Raw genomic sequence first — 21,847 nt, 5'->3', positions numbered from 1 at the left:
GACAAACTGTATAATAAAATTTGCCGAAAATCCAAATAAAGCACGCAGAGAATAGAAGTGATTGTGATATAATATAACCGTTACTTTGCTTACGCGATAGAATCAATTGGAGGAAGTGCCATGTTTGCTGGACAAGATTTCGATTTACTTAACATCATACGAATTGTCGTAGACATATCGCTGGTGGCGTATGTCATTTACAAAGCGATCACGATTATCCGGGGCACTCGGGCCGTCCAGCTGGTAAAAGGCATTGCTGTTATTTTAGCTGTTTGGTTTATAAGCAGTTTTTTTGGTCTGCGGACGCTTCAATGGATTATGGGGAACTCGGTTACATACGGACTGCTTGCAATTATTATCATATTTCAGCCGGAACTCCGGCGTGCCCTTGAACAGCTCGGCAGGGGAAGGCTCTTCGGGAGAGCTTCTTATGTAGAAGAAGACGAAACGTTAAAAACTATTGATGCCATTATGAAATCAACAAAGTATATGGCGAAAAGGCGTATCGGGGCGCTGATTTCCATCGAACGCGAAACAGGAATGAATGATTATATTGAAACCGGCATTTCCATGGATGCAAACATTACATCAGAGCTGCTGATTAATACTTTTATTCCGAATACTCCGCTTCATGACGGGGCGGTAGTGATGAGAGAGAACAAAATAGCTGCCGCTGCCTGCTACCTTCCTTTGTCAGAAAACCCCTTTATTTCAAAAGAGCTGGGCACGAGGCACCGTGCCGCTCTCGGGGTGAGTGAAGTAACGGACGCACTTACGCTGGCTGTGTCGGAAGAAACCGGCAGCATATCCATTACTAAAAACGGAGATCTTCACCGTGATGTTGATGAGGAAACACTCCGTAAAATGCTTGAAAAGGATTTGATGGCAGAAAACAATTCATCAAGTATCTGGCAGTGGGGAGGGAAAAAAGATGGATAAGCTTTTTGCAAACAAGTGGTTTGTCCGCTTTATCTCTCTTGCTTTTGCCGTGATGCTTTACTTAATTGTGAATATGGATCCTACGGTAAATAATGCCGGGGTCGTGCCGGACGGGGAAGATCAAACATATACAATCGAAGATGTGAACATTACCCCGGAGTACAATGAAGAAGAATATGCTGTTACAAATATGACAGAGAACGCAGATGTTACGCTCGCCGGTTCACAGACGGCTATTATGCTGTTTCGTCTCTCCCGGTCGGACAGTTATGAATTATATTTAGATATGCAGAATCTGGGCGCCGGAACACACAACGTTCAGGTAAGCCACCGGGATTTTCCGACAGACCTGGAAGTGACTCCGTCACCGGAGTACGCGACGGTGACGCTTGAGGAAAAGCAGGAAACGACCTTTCCGCTTGAAACACAAATTTTGAATGAAGAGCAGAATCAAGAGTTTTCTTTTGGGAACCCGACCGTCAGCCCCGAGGAAGTGACGGTGAGCGGGGCCGGAACAATTATCGAACAAATTGACCGGGTGGTTGCCCAGGTGGATGTATCTGAAGCAGATGGGGACATCAATGGAAACTTCCCGATAGTGGCGCTCGATACGGAAGGCAATGAACTGGACGTCAATATAGAACCGCAGGAAGCATCAGTGGAGTTGTCTGCTGATGCTCCTTCAAAAGAGGTGCCTGTGAACGTCGAACGAACGGGAAGTTTGAGTGCAGATACAGCAATTAGTGAAGTCACGGTTTCCGATGAAGCAGTAACTATTTACGGCAGCGAGGAAGCAGTGCAGAGTACAGAAAGCATTAATGCGGCTCTCGACTTGAATGAAATCAGTGAAAGCGGAACGTATGAACTGGACGTACAGCTTCCGGATGGCATCCAGCGGACAAATCCTGAAAATTTAAGTGCATCTGTGACGATAGAGGGGGAAGAACAGGCTACGCTTGAAGATGTGCCTATTTCTATTGTGAATTTGCCTTCAGGGGCATCGACGAGCTGGGTAAACCCTTCGTCAGGGCAAATGGATGTACAAATATATGGAGATGCGGGGGCACTTGAAGGTGTAAGCGCTGAAGATATTACGTTGGAGGCTCTTTGGAGCGGCAGCGGCTCTTCGAATGAAGAGTCCTATATTCTTCCTGTGGAAGCGGGCGGACCGCAAGGAGTGCAGATTTCTCCAGCGAGGGAGAATGTGGAAGTAACCCTTCAGCAGGAAGAAAGCGGAGACGAAACGGAAGAAGAAACAGAGCCGGAAAATGAGGCGCCGGAAGAGCAGCAAAACGAAAATACAGATGACCCCGGAGAGTCTGGTCAAAATGAAGGGGACGGCGGCTCTTCCGGTCAGGATGATTCGACAGAAGGTGCAGAAGACGGAAACGGATCAAACGAACAGGATACAGAAACAGATCCGCAAACAGATACTGGGGACACAGAAGAAGACGGAACCGGAGACACAGAAGAACCTCCTGCAGAAGATGAAGAGGAAGCTCCTGCGGACGAAAATAATGAAACAGACGAAGAACAGCAGTAAACACCATCAGGGAATTGTGTAAGAATAAAGGAGAGATTTAACCATGGGGAAATATTTTGGTACAGATGGAGTCAGGGGTGTTGCCAATACAGAGCTTACACCGGAGTTTGCTTTCCGGCTTGGGCGTGCGGGCGGCTATTTGTTAACGAAAGATCACGAACAACCAAAAGTGCTAATAGGCAAGGATACAAGGATCAGCGGGGAAATGCTTGAAGGGGCGATGGTGGCCGGGCTTCTTTCCATTGGGGTGGAAGTGATGCGCCTGGGAACCATTACCACTCCCGGAGTAGCTTATTTAACCAAGGCAGTCAGTGCTCAGGCAGGGATTATGATTTCTGCTTCGCATAACCCGGTTGCAGATAACGGCATCAAATTTTTCGGAGCAGATGGGTTCAAGCTGAATGACGAGCAGGAAGCGGAAATCGAGCGCTATCTTGAAGGAGACGACCGGATGCCTCGCCCGGTTGGAGGACAGCTTGGAAGCGTCAATGACTATTTTGAAGGCCGTCAGAAGTATCTCCAGTTTTTGAAAAATACAGTCAGTGAGGACTTCTCGAGTCTGCATATTGCTCTCGACTGTGCAAACGGGGCAGCCTCTTCTTTAGCTCCGCATTTAATGGCAGACCTTGAGGCTGATATTTCTACCATTGGAAACAACCCGGACGGAATTAATATTAACGAGGGCGTCGGCTCCACACATCCGGAAGCTCTGGCTGCTTTCGTTGTTGAAAAAGGTGCGGACCTCGGTCTTGCCTTTGACGGCGACGCGGACCGGCTGATTGCTGTAGATGAGAATGGCGATATTGTTGATGGTGACCAGATTATGTATATTTGCGGCAAGCATCTGAAGCAGGAGCTGATGCTGAATAAAAACACGGTAGTAACGACGATTATGAGCAACATCGGCCTGCATAAAGCTCTTCGGGAGGTTGATGTTGAAACGGTACAGACAAAGGTGGGTGACCGTCACGTCATGGAAGAAATGCGGGCAAACGGATACAGCCTGGGCGGAGAACAATCCGGGCACCTGATTTTCCTTGATTTAACCACCACAGGAGATGGAATGCTGAGCGCATTGCAGCTCGTGGATATGGTGAAGAAATCAGGCAAAAAATTATCGGAGCTTGCCGCCGAAATGCCGAGGTTTCCACAAAAGCTGGTTAATGTCCGCGTAACGGATAAATACGAGGTGGAAAATAATCCAAAGGTTAAAGAAGTGATAGACCGGATTGAAGCTGAAACCGGGGACAAAGGAAGAATTCTTGTGCGTCCTTCCGGCACCGAGCCGCTCGTCCGGGTGATGGCGGAGGCTGAAACAGAAGAGCTGTGCAACAATTACGTAAAAGAAATTGCTGACGTAGTCCAGACAGAAATGGGCTTGGATAAATAATTATAATGCGCCGGGGCCGCCCCCGGTGTTTTTTTTACGTTTAAAATAAATTAATTCCGGCAACGTTGATACGGGGGCGTAACTTTTTCATGCAGATTGCGACTAATATTAAGTGTTTCTTAAAAATAGGAAATATACATATTTGCATGAAAAAATTTCACAATTTCACAATTGATTACAGCAAGCAGATAGCGTATTATTATGTATAAATCTAGTGAAGAAAGGAGCAGGAGTAAAGTTTCATTATTGAAAGCGCTTGGACTGTTTTGGAACGAATAACAAAACAGTTGACGAGGTGGAGGTTTATCGAGTAATCGGCGGATGCCTCCCGGCTGCATGTCTCAGCTGAAAGTACTGGCTCAAATCATGAAGGCGACTTCGTGGCTAAAGGCCAGGACACAGGCATAAAACTGGTAAATAGAATTGTGAATGAGCACCCGTGAAGATAACATCAATAAAAAACTAAACGAGACGAGTGGGGCATCAGTAAATGTCCCGCGACATATGCTTATGCCCCGCCGATTATAGGAGGGTATCCACGTATGTGTGGAATTGTAGGGTATATTGGAAATGAGCAGGCGTCGGACATTTTGTTAAAGGGACTTCATAAACTAGAGTACCGGGGATATGATTCTGCAGGTATAGCGGTAGTGGACAACGACGGAGTTAGTGTATACAAGGAAAAAGGACGCATTGCCGCTCTTGAAGAAACGGTAAACGGCCAGGCTTCCGGAACGATAGGCATCGGTCACACGCGCTGGGCGACACACGGAGCACCGAGCCGGGACAATGCGCACCCGCATCAAAGCATCAGCGGCCGCTTTACGCTTGTACACAACGGTGTCATTGAGAACTATCAGCAGCTTCAGCAGCATTACCTTGACAGAGTGTCTCTTCGCAGCCAGACTGATACGGAAATTATCGTGCAGCTTGTAGAGAAGTTCAGCCAGGAAGGGCTCAAAACAGAAGCTGCCTTCCGGCGTACTTTGGCTCTTCTAAAAGGATCCTACGCTTTGGCATTAATCGACAACGATGATGAAGAAACCATCTATGTCGGAAAAAATAAGAGCCCGCTCCTCGTTGGTTTAGGAGAAGGGAAAAACGTTATTGCTTCGGATGCGATGGCAATGCTTCATACGACGAAGCAGTTTATTGAAATTATGGATGAAGAAGTCGTTATTGTGACACGTGATTCTGTTCAGGTAAAAGACCTGGAGGGAGCCGTTCAGACACGCGAACCTTTTGTGACAGACATTGATGAGTCCGATACAGAAAAGGGCACGTACGACCATTTTATGTTAAAAGAAATTGATGAGCAGCCGTTTGTTATTCGCAACATCATCCAGAAATACCAGGATGAAGATGGAGACATTAAGCTTGAAGAAGATATTCGTGCGGCGATCAATCATTCTGACCGTATTTATATTCTGGCAGCAGGTACAAGCTATCATGCCGGGCTTGTAGGTAAGGAAATGATCGAGAAAATTGGGCAGAAGCCGGTGGAAGTACACATTGCGAGCGAGTTTTTGTATAACCAGCCGCTTCTTTCTGAAAAGCCGTTGTTTATCTTTATCTCCCAAAGCGGAGAAACCGCAGACAGCCGTGGTGTGCTTGTAAACGTGAAAAAACAGGGGCACCCGTCAATCACAATTACGAACGTTCCTGGATCGACGCTCTCCCGGGAGGCGGATTTTACACTTCATACGTACGCCGGGCCTGAAATTGCAGTTGCTTCGACGAAAGCATACACTGCGCAGATGGCTGTAATGTCGATTCTTGCTATGGACATTGCCCGTGCCCGCGGTATTGAATCTGACTTCAATGCTATTCAGCAGCTTGGGCTCGCGGCCAACGCGATGGAGACTCTTTGTGACCAAAAAGATGTTATGGAAGGCATTGCGAAAGAATATTTGAGTGAAACGCGCAACTGCTTCTTCATCGGCCGCGCGCTCGACTATCACGTTGTGCTTGAAGGTGCATTAAAGCTGAAAGAAATTTCGTATATTCAGGCTGAAGGGTTTGCCGGCGGCGAGCTGAAGCACGGCACAATTGCGTTAATTGAAGAAGGCACGCCGGTCATTGCTGTAACGACGCAGAACCACGTGAACCTAAACACGCGTGGCAACCTGCAGGAAGTGGTAGCCCGCGGCGCGAAACCGTGCGTTATTGCTTCGGAAACCAATCAGCAGGAAGGCGATAATATTGTGCTTCCGGATATGCATGAAGTGATGACTCCGATCGTTTCGGTCATTCCACTGCAGCTTATTTCTTACTACGCAGCGATGCACCGCGGCTGCGATGTAGACAAACCGCGCAACCTGGCAAAAAGCGTAACTGTCGAATAGCTAAAAGTTTGGCAGGATAGCAAATATACACTAAGCGCCCATTGGACGACATCCAATGGGCTTTTTTAAAGGAAATGCTGAATAACACAGAAAAACAAACGATAATGTGAGTCTGAATCAACCTAGGCTGAAATAACTATAATTTATAGGAAATTTTACTGGTATTAGGTATAATAAGGAAGATATATTGTACTTAACCGCTGCTATTGAAGTGATGTACAAAAATGGGAAAGCAGTATACTGCTGTGAAAATATCATATTCAGGGGGAAAGGCTGTGGAAATAGCTTCGATACTGCCGGTTGTTGGTACCGCTTTTGGCTTTATATTAGTTGCCTCCTGCATTATTTTACTGATCGCAGTACAAAGAAAAATCGTCGTTTCTTTGATGGCAGCCGGCCTCCTTATAGGCGGATCCAGTATGTACTACTTAATTCAGCAGGACAGTAAGGTTTATCTCGAAGAGGTCTCATTGGGCTCTGCAGAAGAAACGGCTGAGTCAGGGGCGGCAGATCTTCGTCAAATAAGAAGTGAAAAAGAAAACGTTAAAACTGCTGCTGTAGAATCAGGGGCTTTGAATAGCTCCGAGGTGAATGAAGCCTACGAACAGGAAATCTTAAAAGAAATGGAATACATCAGCATTCAGCTTTCTTCAACTATGGAAGCGCTGAAAGCGTTGAATCAAAATAAAAATTCAGACTATTGGCACCGGGCGAATGAAGAATTATTATCTCTCGACGGAGCTTTAAACAAAGCACAAGAAATCGTTTACGAGCCTCAGGGCTATGAAAAATTTCAGTCGGCCTATCAGTATACGTTGACAGAGCTGTTGGACTATTCAGATCAGCTGAGTTTTGCAGCTGAAGAGTATTATTACGACCAGGATGCAGATTTGCTTGAGTACTACATGTTAAACCGGGAGTTTCCCGACAATGTGAAAGAGGGATTTGATATAATAGAGGACGAAGAAGAGGTTTTTCAGCATGAGAATTTGAATGAAGAAATAGACATTCTTTTTCCCGAAAGATAATAGCGGCTGGTGAAACTAAAAGTTTCTGCGGACGATATAGTAAATTTTTATTAAGTACATCGAGATGAGGGTGGAGCGGTTGTCGTATTTGTTTTTACTTATTGGTTTTGCGCTATTGATTAAAGGAGCCGACTTTTTTGTGGACGGTGCCTCGAAAATTGCCGGTAATTTAAAAGTGTCCCCGCTTTTAATCGGGCTGACGATTGTTGCCTTTGGCACAAGCTCTCCGGAAGCGACGGTGAGTGTACTGGCTGCTTTGGACGGAAACGCCGGCGTCGCCCTTGGTAACGTAATTGGAAGCAATATCTTTAACATTACGCTGGTGATTGGCGTTACTGCTTTAATCGCCCCGCTCGCTGTCGAAAATGAAACAGTGAGAAAAGAAATTCCTTTCACACTGCTTGCGGGGGTTGCGCTTCTTATTCTGATGAGTGACACTGCTCTTCAGGCGCTTAGTGAAAATGTAATTACAAGAAGCGATGGCTTTATATTCCTGTTGTTTTTTACCGTGTTTCTATACTATATATTTGAAGTGGCACGAAGAAATCGGGCTGCCCAGACAGTTGACCAAACGAACTCCCCAATTGCCCCGTGGACAAAAAATATACTGCTGACGGTCGGCGGACTTGCAGCCATCATTTTTGGCGGGGACCTGGTGGTCGACAGCGCGACTGAAATTGCGCTTGCGTTTGGTATGAGCGAAACACTGGTCGGTCTGACGATCGTTGCCATTGGGACTTCTTTGCCGGAGTTGATTACATCGATTACAGCGGCGTTTAAAAAAGAAACAGACATAGCGATCGGTAATATTGTCGGAAGCAATATTTTTAATATTTTCTTTGTACTCGGTGCTGCCTCCGTGATCTCTCCACTTGCTGTAGAAAGCAAAATTTTTATAGACATTTCGCTTATGATCATCCTGACAGTGCTGCTGCTCGTTTTTTCGAGAACCAATTTCAGGGTTGGCCGCCGGGAGGGAGCGGTGCTTGCAGCTGCGTATATTATTTACCTGATTTATATTATTCTTCGAAACTAAATATAATTGTTGAACTGCCTGGAAGTTCCGGGCAGTTTTTTGATGTCATTTCCAGGTGCATCTGGTTACACATGTTTACTATTTCCTGTTAGCAGGTAACTAAAAGAAGTATTACCTTAACAATGAAAAGGAGCACTGATATAGATGGATATTAATAAACAGCAGCTGGGTGGACAGCCGAAGCAAAGCCAGCCCGAACAGCCGGGCATTGAATCAGAGATGACCCCATTGCCAATCCAGCCTCTCGATTACAAAGGGAGCGGAAAGCTTACAGACCGGGTGGCATTGATCACCGGTGGTGACAGCGGTATCGGCCGCGCAGTGGCGATTGCCTATGCAAAGGAAGGCGCCCATGTAGTGATTAATTATCTGGAGGAAGAGCAGAGTGACGCCGATGAAACGAAAAAACTGATTGAGAACGAAGGCGTGCAGGCCTTGCTTCTGCCCGGCGATGTTTCGGAGGAAGAGACGTGCAAATCGTTGATTGAAAAGACAGTGGATAAATTCGGCAAACTCGATATTCTTGTAAATAATTCTGCGATTCAGTTTCCAACGAGCGATTTGCAGGACATTTCGCTGGAACAATGGGATAAAACGTTCAAAACCAATGTATATTCCGTTTTTCATATGACCAAGTTTGCGATTCCTCATTTAAAAGAAGGAAGCTCTATCATTAACACTACCTCCATTAATCCATACACGGGCAACCCGAACCTGATTGATTACACCGCCACCAAAGGTGCCATTAATGGCTTTACCCGAAGTATGGCAGCCAACCTTGTCGGTAAAGGTATCTGGGTGAACATGGTAGCGCCGGGACCAATCTGGACGCCGCTGATCCCGTCTACGTTCGACGAAGATTCGGTGGCGGAATTCGGAACCTCAGCCCCGATGGGACGTCCGGGCCAGCCGTCGGAACTGATGGGTCCTTATGTGCTGCTTGCGTCGAATGAAGGCTCCTATATGACCGGCCAGTGCATTCATGTGAACGGCGGAATGTACACATCATCTTAAGAGAACCAGGAGGAACCGCATGAAGCTGAGTGATTTAACAGAAATTGAAGTTCAGAGAAAAGTAAATGACTACTTCCGGTTGGCAGAGATTAAACTGAAAGATGAAGAAATACGGAAGATTCAGATTAATGATTTCGGTCTCGGGCGCCTGGACGAACTGGGTCTGCAGCTGTTCGTGTATATTAATACGGACCGGTACTGCGCTAAAGAATGGGTGCTCTTTCCGCGCCAGACGTGCCCGGAGCACCTTCACCCGCCAGTAGAATCAGGAGATCCGGGAAAGCAGGAAACATTTCGCTGTAAATTTGGCACCGTTTATTTGTATGTAGAAGGAGAAGCGACTCCAAATCCAAAGGCGAATCCCCCGGAACAGGACAGAGATCAGTTTACAGCAGCCCGCGAAGTAATACTAACAGCAGGGGATCAATACACGATCCCTCCAAATACAAAGCATTGGTTCCAGGCAGGAGAAGAGGGAGCCGTAACCGCGGAGTACTCCTCGACGAGCACTGATGAGCATGATATTTTCACGCATAAAGATATTTAATCGAATGCCTTATTCACCCCTTCAGCCGTATTGGCTGGAGGTTTTTAATTATCCATAAAAATCCATTTTCCCTATAAACTATGCGGTGGTTATTACGATAATAATAGTAAGACATTAGTTTAAGGAGGAAAATGGTGAAAAGATTAATACAAAAGCTTAAGCTTGGCACAAAGCTGAACATAATTATGGCTGCAGTTCTGATTTGTTTTTCTATTGTGATTGGTTTTATTACGTTTGATCAGATAAAAAAGGGTGTGGAAGAAACAGCTGTAGAAAAAGCGGTTTCCGATTTAAATTTAGGCTATGAATACATAAATAGTGAATATCCCGGCGAGTGGCGTATTGAAGATGGGGATTTAATGAAAGGGGAAACGACCATAAGCGGAAACACCGATATTGTTGATTTCATCGGTGAAATGACCGGGGGGACCGTAACTATTTTCATGAATGACACACGTGTAACGACAAACGTGATGCTTGACGGAGAGCGTGCTGTCGGAACGCAGGCTTCAGATGAAGTGGTGGAAACGGTGCTGCAGGATGAAGCAATGTATACAGGAGAAGCAGACGTAGTGGGCACGAGCTATCAAACAGCGTATGAGCCCATTTACAATGAAGCGGGAGAGCCTATCGGCATGTGGTATGTAGGTGCTTCGCAGGAAATACTTGATGAAATTACCGGCAACGCCCTCATTACCTTTTTAATTGCTTTAATGATCACCGGCATCGCAGCGGTTGGGGGCGTATTTTTATTTTCACGCAGGGTATCCAAAAGACTTGGACGCGTGACGGGTGCCCTGACAGCAGCGGGGCAGGGAGATTTCACCACAGAGCTTTCGGATCCTTCAGATGATGAAATAGGCCGGCTGACAGCAGGATACAATCAAATGCGGGAAAATTTAAGCGCGCTTGTAAAACAAATTTTAGATACTTCTGAGCAGGTAGCGGCTTCCTCTGAGCAGTTTAGCGCGAGTGCGGAGGAAACAAGCTCGGCCGCAGACGAAGTGTCCCGTGCGGTCCAGGAAGTATCCAGCGGGGCAGAAAACCAGGCCCGGAGCATGGGAGAAACAAAATCACTGGTCGCCGAAATTTCCGGCGGCATGGATCGTATATCAGGAAATATCCATGCAATTAATGAATCATCGTCGATAAATGTTGAAACGGCGGAGAACGGCTCGCGGGTTATACAACAGACGCTCGGGCAGATGTCATTGATTCAGGACAAAACAAACTATACTGCGACGTTTATTCATCAATTGGAAAACAAGTCCGGTCAGATAAATGATATTATTTCGCTGATCACCAATATCGCCAATCAGACCAACCTACTTGCGTTGAACGCAGCTATTGAAGCTGCACGCGCCGGGGAAAGCGGCCAGGGGTTTGCAGTAGTAGCTGAAGAAGTGCGGAAGCTTGCGGAGCAGTCCGGCAGTTCCGCGAGTCAAATTGGCTCGCTTATTAAAGATATCCAGGCAGACATCCAGGAGTCGGTCACATCGATGGAGGATGGGAAAGAAGCCGTAGAAGGAGGAATCCGTCAGGTAAAAGAGGCGGAGAGTGCCTTCCAGTCGATTTCAGTGTCAACTAAAGACATCGCGGTTCAGCTCGAGGAATCCTCAGCAGCTGTAGAGCAGATGACGGCCCGGGCAGAAGCATTGATGCATTCTGTCCAGGCTGTCGCTGATATCGCCGATCAGTCCATGGAGCACACGCAGAATGTTGCTGCCTCCTCTGAAGAGCAGAACGCTTCCATGCAGGAGATATCATCTGCATCAAGCACCCTTGCACATATGGCAGAAGAGCTTGGGCAGTCCGTACGCTCATTCAAGGTTTAAGATCAGCAAAAGAAGTACCGGAAGCCCAGGGCTCCGGTGCTTTTACGCATTTTCATAAGCCCTTTCAAGAGGGCGAATATTTAACTTTTTCATCTGGAGCATTACCTTCATGACGTTCGCTGCTTTGGCAGGGTCAGTGTCGGTTAAATATTTGCTTAGTATTTCAGGAACAACCTGCCAGGAAACGCCGTATTTATCTTTCAGCCAGCCGCACACCTGCGCCTTTTCATCACCTCCGGCAGAAAGGTGCTCCCAGTAATAATCCACTTCTTCCTGGTTGCTGCAGTTGACGATAAAAGAAATTGATTCATCAAATGTAAATGGCTGGTCCCCGCCGTTTAAAGCAATGAATTCCTGGCCTGCCAGAGCGAATTCAATTGTCAGAACGGTGCCTTCGGGCATACCGTGAATGTCATATCCTTCCTTTCCATAACGCGCCACCCTTTTTATTCTGGAATCAGGAAAAATACCGGTGTAGAAGTCCACCGCTTCCTCAGCATTATTGCTGAACCAAAGATTGGGCGTGATTTTTTGGATTTGAGTCATCAGCTTTCGCCTCCTTATACGTAAATCATACCGTAACCCTCGAGGGAGTATTTCTTCTCGATTGCTTTGTTAAAAGCAGTACAGAAAGAGGGGTGTCAGAAAATATAGCAGGGGAGTTGAAGGCGGCTGTCCTTTTGGATAAAATAAGTAATAATTAGTCACTGTATAACCCTGTTAATATGGTACGGGGGTCTCTACCAGGAACCGTAAAATCCTGATTACAAAGAAAATGCTCCGGCATGTCTTTGTGATCAGGATTTTTTTATTGCCGGATCCGGGACTTTTTTTCAAAAAACAAAATGGAGAGGAGCAAAAATGAAAACTACAAAAGAAATGCTGAAAAACCGTATAGCAGTAGCCGGAGGACAAAAGCCTGCAGACACAGTCGTCAGAAACGCATTGATCGTGAATGTGTTTACAGGTGAAATGATGGAGGGAGACGTGGCCATCGTTGACGGGTACTTTGCAGGCATCGGTTCCTATGATGGACAGGAAGTAATTGATGCGAAGGGGAAAATAATGATTCCTGGTATGATTGATGGTCATGTCCACATTGAAAGCTCCCTTCTGACCCCGCGGGAATTTGGAAATGTCGTGCTCTCCCACGGTGTGACTGCGGTAGTGACCGACCCGCACGAAATTGCCAATGTGGCTGGTGCTAGTGGCATTGAGTACATGATAGAAGACGCTGCGCGCACGGAGCTTGATATGTTTGTGATGCTTCCTTCATGTGTCCCGGCAGCACCGTTTGAAAGCAACGGAGCGATCCTGGAAGCAGAGCACCTCCTGCCATTTATCAACAACCCCGAGGTGCTGGGTCTGGCCGAGGTTATGGACTTCCCGGCTGTGGCAGAAGGAAAGGATGCAATGATGGAGAAGCTGCTTATTGGTGCTGCAGAAGGAAAGGCCATAGATGGTCACGCCGCCGGACTTACGGCCGAAGGCCTCAATGTTTTTATGGCTGCAGGCATTCGCACAGACCATGAAAGTGTTACAGCTGCAGAAGCAAAAAAGCGTCTGGATCTTGGAATGTATCTAATGATCCGGGAGGGGACCGTCGCTAAAGATTTAGACGCGCTGTTTCCAGCAATTACGGCAAGGAACGCGAGAAGGTGCCTGTTTGTTACCGACGATAAGCTGGTGGATGATTTAGTGGAGGAGGGGAGTGTGGACCATATTGTGCGGCGTGCAGTCCGTAAAGGGCTTGATCCTGTGACGGCTGTGCAGATGGTGACATTAAACGCCGCTGAATGCTTCGGTCTTCAACACCTCGGAGCGGTAGCACCGGGGTATCAGGCTGACTTTGTGCTGCTGGATGATCTTGAAGGATTCAATATCCATAATGTATACAAAAAAGGGCGTGTGGTTAGTGCGAACGTCCGGCCACTGGAAGAAACGGAGCGAGGGGCTTCTGCAGCATCGCTTCCGGGAATAAATACAGGTGAAGTAAAAGCTAATCATCTCGCTCTGCCGCTTGCTTCGGATTTTTGTCGTTTAATCGAAATTGTACCAAACAGTATAGTGACTAAAGAGCGTAAGGAACAAGTAACTGTGGAAGACGATCATTTTTGTATTTCTACTGAGGCAGATCAGCTGAAAATAGCAGTCATAGAAAGACACACTGCGAGCGAAAATATCGGTGTTGGCATTGTTAAAGGGCTCGATCTTAAATCCGGAGCGATTGCGACCACCATTTCCCATGATTCTCACAATATTATTGCCGCCGGCACGTCAGATAAAGACATTTTGGCGGCTGTCAGACATGTGATAGAGTCAAATGGAGGAATGGCTGTAGTGCAGGAAGAACAAGTATCAGCTTCGCTCCCGCTTTCTGTCGCGGGCTTAATGGCGGAAGAACCGTGGGAGGAGGTATATGAACGGCTGAACCTGTTGAATCAGGCTCTTGATTCTCTCGGGGCGCCGCGGGATTTCGATCCATTTCTGACTCTCTCCTTTTTAGCTCTCCCGGTGATTCCGGAGCTGAAAATGACGGCAAAAGGATTGTTTGATTTCCGCTCATTTTCACACGTGAAGGTGGAGGCTGAGCATTCATAAACTGAAACGGAGGAGGTATACATGCATATACGCAGAGCCCAGACCAGGGATTACTATAAGGTTAAACAGGTTATTAACGAATGGTGGGGCGGAAGAGATATGGCCGGTAAGCTGCCGAAGTTTCTGTTTGACCATTTTCAGGAAACAAGCTTTATTGCAGAAGTGAACGGCCGGATGACAGGTTTTCTTGTCGGGTTTTTATCTCAGACAAGAGATAAAGAGGCATATATACATTTCGCCGGTGTTCATCCGCATAACCGGGGAGAAGGTATCGCGGAAGGCTTGTACGAAGCTTTTTTTGACTGCGCACTTGATGAAGGCCGCCGCATCGTCCGGGCGGTGACGTCTCCTGATAATGAAGGCTCAGTGGCTTTTCATCAGGCGATGGGATTTAACCTGGTGACGGGTGATAAAGTGGAGAACGGGCTTCCGGTACATACTGACTACGACGGAAAAGAGCAGGATCGCATTCTTTTTGAAAAACAGTTGTAAAACAGCCGGCCTCTCTTTTGAACTGATCCCCGTCAAGTTGACAATGAAAATAAGTAAAACTCTTAAGCGGCTTGATTCCGGTATTCGATCGGGGTCAAGCCGCTTAAATGTTCCTGGTATCGTTGGTGGTTATAAAACCGAATGTAGCGGCGAATCGCTTCCACGAGGTTCTCATAGGTGGCATAAAACGAGTCCGGCAGATAGTATTCCTCGCATTTCAGCGTGCCAAAAAACCCTTCCATGGGACCGTTGTCCAGACATCGGGACACCCGCGACATGCTGTGGTCCAGGCCGTGGGCCTCTACGATGGCCTTAAATCCGCGCGACGTGTACTGGAATCCCCGGTCGCTGTGAATCATCGGCTGAGCGCCCGGGCAAGCTCGAAGAGCTTGTTCCATCGTCTGAAAGACCAGCGGATTATTATTAAGCGGAATGATCTCATAGTGAACAATGGACCGATCATGCAGGTCGAATACGGCGCTGAGAAACGCTTTTCGCCCGGTGGCATCCACGAATTCCGTGATGTCCGTCAGCCATTTCTCATTGGGCCGGGAGGCCTGAAAGTCCCGGTTGAGCTTGTTCGCCTCCACGTGTTGAGGTGAAGCGGCCGGCGAGCGCTTTTTCTTTCGTCGGATCACGGCCTGAAGATCGTAGATCTTCATGAGCCGGTACAGGCGTTTTCGGTTGATCGAATGCCCCAGCTCCCGGCTCAAATGCTGTGCCATCCGCCGATAGCCATAAATGCCCCGCACCCGGGTCTGCACCTCCCGCACAAGCACCATTAATGCCTCATTGCGCTTTTCCTCCGCCGTGGGGGTGCGCTTCCGCCATTTGTAATAGGCCGCCCGGGAAACCCCAGCGATCCGGCACAACGCCTGCACCGGAAACCCCTGTTCCTCCTGCAGCTCCTGAATGGCTCGAAACCGGGACGCATAACGTATCCGGGTCAGCGATCCCTCCTTTCGATGTCCTGGAGCTTTTTTAAAAAGGCATTCTCCATGCGTAATTGTTCGTTTTCCTTCTCGATCCGTCGTTTCTCCTGTTCGGCTTGCTCCTCGTTGGTTAACCCTTTGGGTTGCCGGGAGTGGCCGCGCCGGTCCTCCAGGGCCTCCCAGCCGCCCTGCTCGTATTTCTGGACCCATCGGTATACCTGATTGTAGGAAACCTGATGCTGCTCGGCGACACGGCGGTAATTCTTCTGTTGGGTCAGGCAATCCTGCACAATAGTGATTCGTTCCTGCAAGGTGGTGGAGCGTGCGTGTGTCATTGGGGAACCTCCTCGTTTCGTAGATAGTAGGGTCCCTTCATGATACTGCACAATCCACCTCCGAAGCACGGATCTACTTGAAATGCCGTAGAGATGAATAATATCCCGCTGGGATATCCCGTTGTTCAGGTACGCTTCCACGGCTTCTTGCTTCTGTTCCTGGGAATATCGCTTCCACTGGGTGGCTTTCGTCAGTGCTTCGGCTCCATGGCGTTCGTACCGACTAATCCAATCCCTTAACGTTGTTTCGCGAATACCCCAATGATCACAAAAATCTTCCACCCTCTCCGTCCGTTGGTGAAAAGCGTGAATCACCGCTATTTTCTGCTCGTTCGTATACCCTCGATAAGACATAAAAAATGCTCCCCTCTAAGCAAAACAGATGATTTATTTCATCTGTCTACTTAAAGGGGAGCATATCACTTTTTACGGAGAGCCGGCTTTCGCTATTTATTCTTTTACAGCGGCAAATTCGCGCAGAATCCGGGTAGTGGTCTCCCGGATCAAGCCGGGGAGAACGTGAAAGGAGTATGGCTTGTAGACTCTCTCGGTCCATTTATGCCCATCTTTTCCGTAAACACCCATGTTGATGGAGGAGATATTCAGCTGTTTTATAGCATTGACCGGCACCGGATAAAGAGTGTCTCCCTCCGGCAAGTTTTTCAGCAGCGGCTCCAGCTCCGCATCCGACTCCTGAATGGATAAAAAGCTGCCATCGGATAAATAGGGAAAGAAATTGCGCATCTCAAATATTTCTCCGGTACTGGCCGAGTTGTTCTGCAGAATAAAGGAGAGGAATGTCTTCATTTCCCGGTGCCGGCTATTGGTGTCTGTTAAATAATTGTGCGGCAGAAACGGCGGAGCGTAGAAGAAAATGATCTGCGGTGTTTTATCCGGGTCAAGTTCACGCAGAGCGTGCACTAGTTCAAAGCTTCGCAGCCGGAGGTCCATGCCTGCTGTTTCAGACAGCCGTTTTTGAATGGCTGCCTGCGTGTCGAGTCCCTTTTGTTCTAGCTCGAGGCGGTAGTTTTCATACGTCTTAACGTCTATTTCCCAGGAAATATTTTTCGGAGGCATGCCGGTCACCTCGATGTATCTATCGTATTGAGAAGCAAAGTACTGCTCCGATTCTTCCGCTGCCCTTCTGGCTGCCTGCAGCATTTGTTCGGTCACCTGCTCTGCGGTGGTTTCGTATAAAAAATAATTAAAATACACACGGCTGCCTGAAGCAGTCTGAACAGTGTAGCTTTCCTTCGTATCACGCTGATAAAGACATGTCGGAGGCAGAATCAGTTCCCCGGGAATATGCTCGGTTAAATCATAATTGTTGTGAATGCGCTCCGTCAGTTTAGCGGCAACGAAATTGGGGTCTACGCCGACAAGCGTATCACCGACGTGCACTTCGCGCCCAAAAACGAAAAAGGCAGGCAGCAGTTTTCCGGCGGTTCCTGTATAGATGTATTTTGTAGTATCCCCTTCATACAGAGGGGCGATAAAGTCGTTATTAATTGCGAGCAGGTACTGAAGGCCGTGAGAACGCTTTAAATCACGAAGAACAGGGAGCGCGCCGATGAGGCCGCAGTGCTCGCTTTCTTCATCGGGATTCAGTAAAAGCAGAATATTACCTTCGAGTTCTTCCGGATGCTCCGAGAAATAAAGCAGATTCACGATATGCACGGCGATGCCGCTTTTCATATCAACAGACCCCCGGCCAAACATCCAGTCCCCGCTTTGGGCGTCTGCATGCACTTCAGGATCATTTGTATAGCCTTGAAAGTAAGGAAGCAGTTCTTTCGGCGAACAGGCCTGGTGTTTAATGTTTCCGTAATCTTCGATGCCTACAGTATCGATGTGGGAATGATAAAGAATTGTCTGGGCTGAAGAAGGCAGTCCTTTAATAAAGGCAAACACATTCTGGCGTCCGTGAGGGTCCCCGTGAACTGGCTCCAGCCAGACGCGTTCCGGGAACTGTTGAAAATAAGGAAACGTACGCAGGATGCGGTAGAGCTCCCGGGCGATGGATACTTCTCCATCTGAAGCGTTCACACTGTTCCACTCCACCAGATATTCTGTAAGATACTCCGCCTGTTCTGCTGTGGTAAGAGATTTCAAATTTTCGTACACTGCTGATCACCTCGCCGCAATAATTGCTGTTGTCTCTTATTCTACTGTATGAATCTTCCAAAGTAAGCAAAGAAGTGAATTTTCCTGCGAAAGATTATTTTGTGCCTCAAGTCCTGAACCGTGCAGAAACAGGCAGGAGAGCCGTATAATAACTATATAAAGGAGGAGAAAGTATGACAGTAACCATTAAAGCATTTCTGCAGGCAGAGCCGGGAAAAGAGGAAGCATTGAAAACAGAGCTGAAAAAGGTGGTGGCTCCTTCGCGGGCAGAAGCGGGCTGCATAGAATATGTTCTTTATGAATCAGAAGCACAGGACGGGGTGTTTATCTTTTCAGAGAAGTGGAAGGATGAAGAAGCCGTGCAGCAGCATATTCAGACCGAGCATTATCAGGCCTATCGGGAAAACACAGAAAATCTCGTCGTATCAAGAGAAGTGTATAAATTAAAACCTGTAGAATAAACGAAAAAGAAGCTGTTTGCCGACAGCTTCTTTTTTACTGGTTTTTCCTTATTTCACTACTTCGAACCGTTCACATACGACCGTCATATCCTCCCGGAATATTTCTCCAACCTCTTCGAGCGCTTCGGTAAAAAATTGTTCATGTGCATTCCACCAATACTCGTATGAACGATCTCCTTCCCCTTCAGCCTCAGCAAATTCTTTGGGCACTTCGTTCATCGGCATAATTTTGACACTGGTGGTTTGGATAATACATACCGGATCGCCGGCTCTGTTTAAAACGATGCTGTAGTCCCCTATCGAAGGAAGAGGTTCATTTTCTATCTCATAAAACATGTAAGCAGAACATGTAGCCGTTTTGATTCCGGAGACGACAAGCTCTGCGAGCTCATCGGGATCCACGCCAAAGGACCAGGCTGTTACCTGTTCGGGAGGGGCTTCGTTTCGCTGCTGCCAAAAATTCTTCCAATAAGTATCTGCTGCCTGGTTCATTGCAACTCCCCGTTTCTGTGATGGTCTTTCTTTCATTAAAACATACTTCTGCAGGAATATATAACTTTGAAGAGCATATTAATAGAATCCTCCTGTAAATTTATTCGCGACACCGTTAAAAGTTTATGATAAAAGTAAATAAGAAAGATTTATATCGTTCTTACATTGGAGGAAAACAGAAATGAAGCTAATCGCTGTTGATTTAGACGGGACACTCATTAAAAAAGATCGTTCCATCAGTGCAGAAAATGTGAAGGCGATAAAGGCCGCACAGGAAAACGGAGATACAGTAGCTGTCTGCTCAGGAAGGTCGCTGCAGGACACTGAGGATATTTTGAAGCGCGCCGGACTGGACTGCCCGATGATGGTTGGAAACGGAGCGTGGACGTACCAGGACGGGGAGAGCATTGATCAGCTGGTCATGCCTGAAGGGATTACGGAAGAGCTGCTCCCCGAGCTTGAAAATGAAAAATGGTACTACGAGATATATACGAACCAGGGAGTAATACTGCTAAAAGAGGGGAAGGAGCGGCTGAGAGCAGAAGTGCGAAACGTACAGGAAGAGGACGAAGAGGTAACAGAAGCCTGGTCGGAAGAGGAGATGGGCATCCAGTATGCCCAGCACGGCACGGGGTATATGAAAGACTACCGGGACGTGAACCCGGCTACGGCAGAAATATACAAAATATTTGTATTGTCCTTTGACCGGAAAAGATTAAAAAAACTGAGGGACCGGCTGGCCCCGCGCACAGACGTTTCTCTGACGTCCTCGGGAATTACAAAGCTTGAAATCGCCCACCCAAGCGTAAGCAAAGGCTACGCTTTGCGCCGGATGGCAGAGGAAATGGGAGTGCCGCTCGAAAACACAGCAGCTATCGGGGACAACTTAAATGATCTGCCGATGTTTGAAGTTGCCGGTACCAGTGTTGCGATGGGAAATGCGGTGGAAGAAGTGATTGAGGCCGGGGATTACGTGACTAAAAGCTATATGGAAAACGGAGTGGCGTACGCCCTTGAAAATTATTTGTAAATATCCAGCAAAAAATAAAAAGCCAGGAGAACCCTTCTATAGGGATCTTCTGGCTCTTTGTGCTGGTACTGTTTAAATTTGGCCGGCGCCCATGTAGCGTGGTGCCCAATAGGAATTGTCCATGCTTGAGATGGTAACGCCAGTGGAAGCACCAGCGTGGATGAATTCGTTGTTTCCAATATAAATACCTGCGTGTGATGCGCCGCCTCGTGTATCAAAGAAAACGATGTCGCCAACAGAAGGGCTGGAAACCTTTGTGCTTGCACTGTAAATGGATGCAACTGTACGCGGCATGCTTTTGCCGTGCTTATCATATACGTAGTTAATAAAACCGCTGCAGTCAAACCCGCTTGGGGACATGCCGCCCCATACGTAAGGAGTGCCCATGTACTGCTTCGCTGTGCTTACAATGTCCGAACTAGTGCCAGTTGAAGCGCCGGCTACCTGTTCATTGCTGCTCGAGCTGCTCGCAGAGGAACCGTCGTAATCCATCAGAGCGCTCTGCGTAGATGGCCCTGCTACTCCGTAGTAGCTGCCGGAAGGAGACGAAAGACCTGTGGCGGACTGGAAATCCTTAACGGCCTGAAGTGTTTTAGGGCCGAAACGGGATCCGGTGTAGCCCTCGAAGAAGCCGTGCTCCTTTAATTTCTTTTGAAGAGCGTTTACGGAAGAATTACTATCGCCGTAAGATAAAGACCCGTGGCTTCCAATGGAAGTGGAGTTCGAGCTGCTCGATGTGTTCGAAGAAGAGCTGGAACCAATGGCATCCATTAAAGCAGACTGAGTCGAAGGTCCTGCTACGCCGTAATAGCTTCCGGAAGGAGAGGAAATTCCTTCTGCAGACTGGAAGTCCTTCACGGCCTGAAGTGTTTTAGGACCGAAACGGGAACCAGTGTAGCCTTCAAAGTGTCCTTCCTCCTTTAAAGCTTCCTGAAGATCGTTTACGGAAGAATTACTATCGCCGTAAGATAAAGACCCGTGGTCGTCAATTGCTGCATCCGCTGCCTGGGGGCCTGCGAATAGTACTCCTGCTGTTACTGCTGTTCCGAATAAGTATTTTTTCATTATGTGTGTTCACCTGCTTGGTCATCCGCTGTCTTATATGTAGGAGTATAATGATAAGTTTTTCGATATGAATACTGGAATTTATAAGTATAAGTAGTAGACAGAGTAATGGATGTAGCGAAGTGAAGCTGCACCTCCTAAATGTATTTTTGTGAGTCTTTAGTATGTGTTTTTCTATAAACCCAATTCTATAAGAATGTGAGAGACAATTCAATAATGTGTAAGTTTTGTAATATAGTTTTAATAAAAAGGCTTTCATAAAAGGAATTATGAAATAATCAAAGCAAAAAATTTCAATTGCTTTATTAATATTTTGAATTTTTAATAAATGAATCTAAAGGCTGTTATTTAGGTAAAAAAGACTATGTATAAAAATGGAAGCGAACTGTAATATGACGTTTTTCATGCAATTATTAAGGGAAATGAGTAAAACCTTTGAAGGTGAACAGTAATATACTTGTAATGTTTTTGTAATATAAAATGAATAATCATAATAAGTGTTAAATATGCATGTTTTATTTTTGCAATAATTCAGTAGCTATCCAATTATCTTTTTTATAACGCCGATTGTAAAATTAAGCTAGACAACGAAAAAAATCACTCGTGATACACTCAAGATGAATTTCCGACCAAAGAAA

General features: G+C 47.0%; 19 protein-coding genes and 1 riboswitch. Of the genes, 13 read left to right on the top strand and 6 right to left on the bottom strand.

Features of this window, described 5'->3' with window-relative positions:
* Positions 1–120 precede the first annotated feature (120 nt).
* From cdaA to ACTRXG_RS10090, 9 genes are all read left to right on the top strand, one after another.
* The gene (gene cdaA, locus ACTRXG_RS10130) at positions 121–939 is read left to right on the top strand and encodes a diadenylate cyclase CdaA (protein WP_022794289.1); all 819 of its coding nucleotides are present in this window, start codon (positions 121–123) and stop codon (positions 937–939) included.
* Positions 932–2,482 carry a CdaR family protein gene (locus ACTRXG_RS10125; RefSeq protein WP_474284834.1) on the top strand — a complete coding sequence of 517 codons (1,551 nt, stop codon included), beginning with the start codon at positions 932–934 and terminating at the stop codon, positions 2,480–2,482. The genes cdaA and ACTRXG_RS10125 overlap by 8 nt, the downstream gene beginning before the upstream one ends.
* A 43-nt stretch (positions 2,483–2,525) precedes the next feature.
* On the top strand, positions 2,526–3,872 hold the full coding sequence (gene glmM / locus ACTRXG_RS10120) for a phosphoglucosamine mutase (RefSeq protein ID WP_474284833.1): 1,347 nt from the start codon (positions 2,526–2,528) through the stop codon (positions 3,870–3,872).
* Positions 3,873–4,414: 542 nt separating this feature from the next.
* Positions 4,415–6,217, top strand: a complete 1,803-nt coding sequence (gene glmS, locus ACTRXG_RS10115) for a glutamine--fructose-6-phosphate transaminase (isomerizing) (protein WP_474284832.1) — start codon at positions 4,415–4,417, stop codon at positions 6,215–6,217.
* A gap of 275 nt (positions 6,218–6,492) precedes the next feature.
* Complete coding sequence (locus ACTRXG_RS10110; protein WP_474284831.1) at positions 6,493–7,245, top strand: hypothetical protein; 753 nt, start codon at positions 6,493–6,495, stop codon at positions 7,243–7,245.
* A gap of 79 nt (positions 7,246–7,324) precedes the next feature.
* Positions 7,325–8,281: a calcium/sodium antiporter gene (locus ACTRXG_RS10105; RefSeq protein WP_474284830.1), complete on the top strand. Its 957-nt coding sequence runs from the start codon at positions 7,325–7,327 to the stop codon at positions 8,279–8,281.
* A 144-nt stretch (positions 8,282–8,425) separates the two neighbouring features.
* Positions 8,426–9,295, top strand: coding sequence for an SDR family oxidoreductase (locus ACTRXG_RS10100; protein ID WP_474284829.1), 870 nt, complete (start codon positions 8,426–8,428; stop codon positions 9,293–9,295).
* A 19-nt stretch (positions 9,296–9,314) separates the two neighbouring features.
* Positions 9,315–9,842, top strand: a complete 528-nt coding sequence (locus ACTRXG_RS10095; protein WP_474284828.1) for a D-lyxose/D-mannose family sugar isomerase — start codon at positions 9,315–9,317, stop codon at positions 9,840–9,842.
* A 131-nt stretch (positions 9,843–9,973) separates the two neighbouring features.
* On the top strand, positions 9,974–11,677 hold the full coding sequence (locus ACTRXG_RS10090) for a methyl-accepting chemotaxis protein (protein ID WP_474284827.1): 1,704 nt from the start codon (positions 9,974–9,976) through the stop codon (positions 11,675–11,677).
* 42 nt (positions 11,678–11,719) lie between these two features.
* Here the strand turns inward: ACTRXG_RS10090 and ACTRXG_RS10085 are convergent, their stop codons facing one another.
* Positions 11,720–12,223, bottom strand: a complete 504-nt coding sequence (locus ACTRXG_RS10085; RefSeq protein WP_474284826.1) for a VOC family protein — start codon at positions 12,221–12,223, stop codon at positions 11,720–11,722.
* A gap of 141 nt (positions 12,224–12,364) precedes the next feature.
* A riboswitch (purine riboswitch) is annotated at positions 12,365–12,464 on the top strand.
* 74 nt (positions 12,465–12,538) lie between these two features.
* Between ACTRXG_RS10085 and ade the strand changes: the two genes are divergently transcribed.
* A complete protein-coding gene (gene ade, locus ACTRXG_RS10080) occupies positions 12,539–14,278 on the top strand; it encodes an adenine deaminase (protein WP_474284825.1) in 1,740 nt (579 codons plus the stop codon).
* 21 nt (positions 14,279–14,299) lie between these two features.
* Positions 14,300–14,770: an N-acetyltransferase family protein gene (locus ACTRXG_RS10075; RefSeq protein WP_474284824.1), complete on the top strand. Its 471-nt coding sequence runs from the start codon at positions 14,300–14,302 to the stop codon at positions 14,768–14,770.
* Positions 14,771–14,832: 62 nt separating this feature from the next.
* Here ACTRXG_RS10075 and ACTRXG_RS10070 read toward each other — a convergent pair whose 3' ends face one another.
* From ACTRXG_RS10070 to ACTRXG_RS10060, 3 genes are all read right to left on the bottom strand, one after another.
* A complete protein-coding gene (locus tag ACTRXG_RS10070) occupies positions 14,833–15,675 on the bottom strand; it encodes an IS3 family transposase (RefSeq protein ID WP_474284868.1) in 843 nt (280 codons plus the stop codon).
* Between the two features lie 41 nt (positions 15,676–15,716).
* Positions 15,717–16,391, bottom strand: a complete 675-nt coding sequence (locus tag ACTRXG_RS10065) for a transposase (RefSeq protein WP_474284823.1) — start codon at positions 16,389–16,391, stop codon at positions 15,717–15,719.
* 96 nt (positions 16,392–16,487) lie between these two features.
* Complete coding sequence (locus ACTRXG_RS10060; protein WP_474284822.1) at positions 16,488–18,161, bottom strand: M20/M25/M40 family metallo-hydrolase; 1,674 nt, start codon at positions 18,159–18,161, stop codon at positions 16,488–16,490.
* 173 nt (positions 18,162–18,334) lie between these two features.
* Between ACTRXG_RS10060 and ACTRXG_RS10055 the strand changes: the two genes are divergently transcribed.
* Positions 18,335–18,622 (top strand): putative quinol monooxygenase, encoded by a 288-nt coding sequence (locus ACTRXG_RS10055; RefSeq protein WP_474284821.1) that lies wholly within the window; start codon positions 18,335–18,337, stop codon positions 18,620–18,622.
* 48 nt (positions 18,623–18,670) lie between these two features.
* Here the strand turns inward: ACTRXG_RS10055 and ACTRXG_RS10050 are convergent, their stop codons facing one another.
* Entirely contained in the window at positions 18,671–19,114 is a 444-nt protein-coding gene (locus ACTRXG_RS10050) for an ASCH domain-containing protein (protein ID WP_474261137.1), read from the bottom strand.
* Positions 19,115–19,295: 181 nt separating this feature from the next.
* On the opposite strand from ACTRXG_RS10050, the gene ACTRXG_RS10045 reads away from it, so the two are divergent.
* The gene (locus ACTRXG_RS10045) at positions 19,296–20,144 is read left to right on the top strand and encodes a Cof-type HAD-IIB family hydrolase (RefSeq protein ID WP_474284820.1); all 849 of its coding nucleotides are present in this window, start codon (positions 19,296–19,298) and stop codon (positions 20,142–20,144) included.
* Between the two features lie 72 nt (positions 20,145–20,216).
* Here the strand turns inward: ACTRXG_RS10045 and ACTRXG_RS10040 are convergent, their stop codons facing one another.
* A complete protein-coding gene (locus ACTRXG_RS10040) occupies positions 20,217–21,209 on the bottom strand; it encodes a C40 family peptidase (protein ID WP_474284819.1) in 993 nt (330 codons plus the stop codon).
* Positions 21,210–21,847 lie beyond the last annotated feature (638 nt).

The sequence above is a fragment of the Marinococcus sp. LNSP9103-4 genome, assembly GCF_056034345.1.
This window is presented reverse-complemented; position numbering and strand designations above follow the sequence as displayed.